Raw genomic sequence first — 5,783 nt, forward strand, 5'->3', positions numbered from 1 at the left:
GCGGTGGACCGGCGGTGGGGGCGCCCTCGGGGGCGTGCAGCGCGCCGTCCCGGACCTCGGTCTCCCAGCCGTGGCGGTCGAGGTAGGCGACGGAGGCCGACTCCAGCATGGCGTCGTCCCCCACCCGCTCGGCGACCCCCTCGATCACCAGGTGCAGCTCGGGTGTCTGCGCGGCGAGTACGCAGCGGGGCTCCACGCCGAGGTGGGCGGTCTTGCGGGTGCCCGCGCCGGTGGCGAAGTGGGGGAGGCCGCCGGTGATCACGGCCAGGATCGGCACGGTGTGCGGGGCGCCGTCCCGGGAGGTGGTGGAGAGCCAACACCAATCGGCGCCGGCGAGCGCGGCCAGGGCATCGGCCCAGGCCACGGGGGCGCCCTCCGCTCCCCGCAGGTAGGGCTCGGTGGTGACGGGCACGGGACTCGACGCTGCCATGACGCTCCGCTCTCCTCCGTGGCCGGACGGGGCGCGGCGGTCGGACACCGCCGGATCCCGGATCTCCCCCTCAGCATGACAAAGGGGTGTGACACCCGCAGATCGACACGGTCGGGGGAAGCGGCGTACCTGCCCTCCCCGTCGTCCCGGCCATCGCCACGTCCGCGTTCGGACACACCGGAGCCCCGGTCCGTGGGGGACCGGGGCTCCGGCTACCAGGGGGTGGTTCCTTCACCCTTCACCGTCGGGGGTGGGGCCCACCGACGGCACCGACCTCGGCGGAGGTCAGTTCACGGGCGGGTAGGCGTTGGCCAGCAGCTCCTGGAACTGGGCGGAGAACCAGTGGCCGGCGACCGGTGCGTCCGGCAGGGCGCCGGAGGGGCTGAAGCCGTTACGGGCGTTGCCCTGGTAGGTCGGGTCGCACATCCGGTCGAAGCCCTTGCCCTCGTCGTTCGGGATCTCGCGGCTGGCACCGTCCGACTCCCCCGGGGGCTTGATCCACACGTAGGCGTCGATCCCCGGCGCGGGGGCCGTGGTCGGGCGCTCACCGAGGCCGGCACCGGCCTGGTTGCACCAGTTGCCCTTGTTGTATCGCTGCTCGATCCGGCTGCCGTCGACGTAGGCGTCCACGGTGGTCATCGGGCCCGGGCCGGTGGGACGGTTCGGGCCGCCCCAGCCGTTGCGGGAGGTGTCGATGAGCATGCCGATGCCGCTGTCGAAGCCCTGGCGGACCAGCTCCTGGCGGAGGGCCTGGGCGAAGCTCTGCTCGTCGACGTAGTCGTTCCAGTCGACGAACTCCGCCTGCCGCACGCTGACGCCGTTCACCGAGTCGGTGACCTTGAAGTACGGCTCCACGGTGGGGCTGTAGTTGGAGGTGTTGGTGATGAAGCCGTGGACGTCGGCCGGGGTGGCACCCTCGGCGTTGGCGGCCTCGTGGAAGATCCGGGCCGACGGGACGAAGTTGCTGTCCCAGCCGATCCAGCCGTGGTGGGCGGCGTCGATGTAGTTGTAGACGTTGGGGATGGCGCCCAGCGTGGCCAGCGCGTGGCCGACGCCGCGGACGTAGCCGCGGTTGGCGAGCATCCGGTCGCACATCTCGGTGGCGCCCTCGCTGTTGCCGACGTTGGTCACCAGGTTCGGCAGCGAGTCGATCTCGATGACGGCCACGATCCGCAGGTCCGAGTACTTCGGATCCGACAGGATGTCCGCGATCGGGCCGATGTACTCGTCCTTGTAGCGGTCGAGCTCCTCCGGCCCCAGCTCACCGTTGGACGCCAGGGCGGCGCAGTCACGGCCGGGCAGGTTGTAGATGACGACCTGGAAGACGAAGTTGTCGTGGTCCTGAGCCTGGACGACCGCCTCGTCGAGGTGCTCGCGCAGTCCCATGGTCCGGTTGCCCGCCTGGCCGGCACCCTCGATGGCCGCGATGCGGTCCAGCCAGACGCCGGTCGGAAGGTGGGCGATCGCCGAACCACCGGGCTCGGAGGCCGCGTTGGCGGACCACTCGGGGTTCACGTAGACGCCGGCGCCCACGTAGGGGTTGTCGACGCGCTCACCGTTCCCGGGACCACCCGGGCCGCCGGGACCGCCGGTGCCGCCGTCGTTCCCGCCGGTGCCGCCGTCGTTCCCGCCGGTGCCGCCGTCGTTTCCACCGTTCCCGCCGTCGCTCCCACCGGAGCCGCCGTCATCGGAGCAGGTGACGCCGTTGACCGCGAAGGAGGTCGGGGCGGCGTTGGTGCCGGAGTAGCTGAAGTTGCCGCCGAAGCTCACCGAGGAACCGGCCGCGATGGTGCGGTTCCAGTCGACGTTGGAGACGGAGACCGTGCGGCCGGACTGCGACCACTGGGCGTTCCAGCCCTGCTGGAGCTGCTGGTTGCCGCTGTAGTCGTAGGTGAGGGTCCAACCGTTGATAGCGGCGGAACCACCGTTGTTGATGCTGATGTTGGCCGTGAAGCCGGAGCCCCAGTCATTGGTGGAGTAGTCGACCGAGCAACCGAGGGCGTTGGCGGACGCGGTGCCCTGCATCAGGCCGCCGGCCCCGACACCGGCCGCGAGCAGCGCGGTGGCGGAGAGAATGGCTGTGCGCTGCGTGAAGCGCCGCTTGGGTGGGGGGTTGGTGCGGCTCATTACGGTCCTCTCAGGAGGTTTCTTCGATGCGCCGTCCCGGGCGCCTGGCTGGTGGAACCGCTCCCACTGGTTGAAGGGAAGGTAGCCCCAACAACCGCCTCTCGCCAAGGGGTCGTTCGAGAATTGATGGGCCACCAGGGGCTTAACCAGGCCTTTGAGCTGAGCTTGCGTCAAGAGTATTGACGCGTCCGAGGGTTCCCCCGATCCTTGGGAGCGCTCCCACTGGTTTCCATGCTCACGTCAGCCGAAGTCGGTTGACGACCGCTCCTCCCACCCCCGGGGCGCCTCCCGGGGGACCCCCCACAGCGAGCCGCACGGAAGGGACCGTCCATGCGCTTCCAGAGCACCACCGATCCCACCGGAGGGCCGCCGGCCGGCGGCCCGGGGCGCAGACGACGCCCCACCCGGCGGATCACCGTCGCAGCCATCGCCGCGATGGCCATGCCCCTCACCCTCACCACCGCCCTCAACGGCACCGCGCAGGCCAACGAACTGAGCTGCGACGTCGTCTACGACGTCAACGACTGGGGCTCCGGCTTCACCGCCAACATCACCATCAACAACATCGGGTCCAACGCGATCAACGGTTGGACCCTCACCTACGACTACAGCGGCAACCAGCAGCTCCAGCAGGGCTGGAACGCCCAGTGGTCGCAGTCCGGCCGCACGGTCACCGCCTCCAACGTCGACTGGAACCGCACCATCCCGGTGGGCGGCTCCGCCGGCTTCGGCGGCAACTTCAGCTACTCCGGCACCAACGCCGCCCCCACCTCGTTCCGGGTCAACGGTGTCACCTGTGGCGACGAGGTCTCCGCCCCCTCCATCCTCGCCTCCCCCTCCACCGTCGCCGTCGCACCGGGCTCCACGGCCGGCTTCGGCCTGCGGCTGTCCAACCAGCCCGAGGGCAACGTCACCGTCTCCGTGGCCCGCAGCTCCGGCGACACCGGCGTGGGCGTCTCCGCCGGCTCCTCGCTGACCTTCACCCCGGCCAACTGGAACACCCCGCAGCAGGTGACGGTCTCCGCCGCCGAGTCCGCGAGCGGTTCGGCCGTGGTCACCGCGAGCGCTCCCGGCCTGGAGTCGGTGGACGTCACGGTCACCCTGCTGAACGCCGCCACCGGTGAGTACGAGGAGCGGTTCCTCGAGCTGCACGCCATGGTCACCGACCCGGCCAACGGCTACTTCTCCGACGAGGGCATCCCCTACCACGCGGTGGAGACCCTCAACGTCGAGGCGCCGGACCACGGCCACGAGACGACCTCCGAGGCCTACAGCTACCTCATCTGGCTGGAGGCGATGTACGGGAAGATCACCGGGGACTGGGGCCGGTTCAACGAGGCCTGGGAAACCATGGAGCGGTACATGATCCCCGGTAGCGCGGATCAGCCGACCAACAGCTTCTACAACCCCTCCAGCCCGGCGACCTACGCCGCCGAGCACCCGGACCCCTCGTACTACCCGTCGGCGCTCGAGTCGAACGTGCCGGTCGGCAGGGACCCGCTGGCCGCCGAGCTGGCATCGACGTACGGCACCAGCGAGATCTACGGCATGCACTGGCTGCAGGACGTGGACAACGTCTACGGCTTCGGCAACGCTCCGGGCGCCCCGTGCGCCGGCGGGCCCGAGACCGAGGGCCCGTCCTTCATCAACACCTTCCAGCGCGGCTCGGAGGAGTCCGTCTGGGAGACCGTCCCGCACGCCTCCTGCGACGACTTCTCCTTCGGCGGGCCCAACGGCTTCCTCGACCTGTACGTGCAGGACGACGGCTACGCCGAGCAGTGGCGCTACACCAACGCCCCCGACGCCGACGCCCGCGCCGTGCAGGCGGCCTTCTGGGCCAAGCGCTGGGCCGAGGAGCAGGGCAACGGCGCCGCCGTGGCCGGCACCATCGCCAAGGCCGCGCAGATGGGTGACTACCTGCGCTACGCCCTGTTCGACAAGTACTTCAAGCGGGTGGGCAACTGCACCAACGCCCAGAGCTGCCCGGCCGGGACCGGCCGCGACAGCGCCCACTACCTGCTGTCCTGGTACTACGCCTGGGGCGGTGCGCTCGACCCGTCCGCCGGATGGGCCTGGCGCATCGGCGGCAGCCACTCGCACTTCGGCTACCAGAACCCCATGGCCGCCTACGCGCTGAGCACCGACCCGGACCTGATCCCGAACTCCCCGACCGCGCGGCAGGACTGGGCCAACAGCCTGGAGCGCCAGGTCGAGCTGTACCGCTGGCTGCAGTCCCGCGAGGGCGGCATCGCCGGTGGCGTGACCAACAGCTGGGAGGGTTCGTACGACACCCCGCCGGCCGGGACCGCCACCTTCTACGGCATGTTCTACGACGAGGCCCCGGTCTACCGGGACCCGCCGTCGAACCAGTGGTTCGGCATGCAGGCCTGGTCGATGCAGCGGGTCGCCGAGCTGTACTGGGAGACCGGTGACGAGATGGCCGGCGAGGTCCTCGACAAGTGGGTGGACTGGGTCCTGGACGAGATCCACATCGGCGAGAACGGGGACTTCTCCATCCCGTCCACGCTGTCGTGGTCCGGTCAGCCGGACAACTGGAACCCGAACAACCCCGGCCCGAACAACGGCCTGAGCGTGACCGTCACCGGTCACAACCAGGATGTCGGCGTCACCGGTTCGCTCGCCAACGCGCTGCTGTTCTACGCGGCGGCCACCGGCGACACCGCCGCCCGGGACGCGGCCAAGGGCCTGCTGGACGCCCTGTGGGAGCACCGTGACGGCATCGGCATCGCCGTCCCGGAGAGCCGCGGCGACTACTCCCGGTTCGACCAGGAGATCTACATCCCGCCGGGGTGGAGCGGCACCATGCCCAACGGTGACGTCATCGAGCCGGGCTCGACCTTCCTGTCCATCCGCTCCTTCTACGAGGACGACCCGGACTGGCCGAAGGTCGAGGCGTACCTCAACGGTGGGCCGGAGCCGGTCTTCGAGTACCACCGCTTCTGGGCGCAGGCGGACATCGCCATGGCCCTGGGCACCTACGCCGACCTGTTCGGCGACGAGTGACCCGGCGGTGCCGGCGTCCCCGGGCGGGTGACGCCGGCACCGCGACCCGGTCCCGTCCTCCCTGCCACCGGCGGGGACGGGACCGGCCGGCGGCCGGGAGGCCGCCGGTCCGCGCGGCGGTCCGGGGGAGGACGACCCCCGGGCCGCCGCCCCGTGCGTCCGCCCCCGACCCGGTGTCCCGTGCGTCCCCCGGGGCCGGCCC

Annotated in this window: 3 protein-coding genes; 1 reads left to right on the top strand and 2 read right to left on the bottom strand. The window is 70.8% G+C overall.

Annotated features, from left to right (window positions below):
• Both FNQ90_RS10610 and FNQ90_RS10615 read right to left on the bottom strand, forming a co-directional pair.
• The coding region (locus tag FNQ90_RS10610; protein ID WP_182606144.1) for a pyridoxamine 5'-phosphate oxidase family protein at nt 1–430 on the bottom strand (430 nt) is incomplete at its 3' end.
• A gap of 285 nt (nt 431–715) precedes the next feature.
• Entirely contained in the window at nt 716–2,557 is a 1,842-nt protein-coding gene (locus FNQ90_RS10615; protein ID WP_182606145.1) for a glycoside hydrolase family 6 protein, read from the bottom strand.
• A gap of 435 nt (nt 2,558–2,992) precedes the next feature.
• On the opposite strand from FNQ90_RS10615, the gene FNQ90_RS10620 reads away from it, so the two are divergent.
• Nucleotides 2,993–5,581, top strand: a complete 2,589-nt coding sequence (locus FNQ90_RS10620) for a glycoside hydrolase family 48 protein (protein WP_407699338.1) — start codon at nt 2,993–2,995, stop codon at nt 5,579–5,581.
• The last annotated feature ends 202 nt before the right edge of the window (nt 5,582–5,783 follow it).

Source organism: Streptomyces alkaliphilus (genome assembly GCF_014141535.1).
GTDB lineage: Bacteria > Actinomycetota > Actinomycetes > Streptomycetales > Streptomycetaceae > Streptomyces > Streptomyces alkaliphilus.

Excerpts from the sequence above, each read along its gene's own strand:
- FNQ90_RS10615 (WP_182606145.1), bottom strand. The coding sequence starts at position 2,557 with ATGAGCCGCACCAACCCCCCACCCAAGCGGCGCTTCACGCAGCGCACA.
- FNQ90_RS10620 (WP_407699338.1), top strand. The coding sequence starts at position 2,993 with ATGGCCATGCCCCTCACCCTCACCACCGCCCTCAACGGCACCGCGCAG.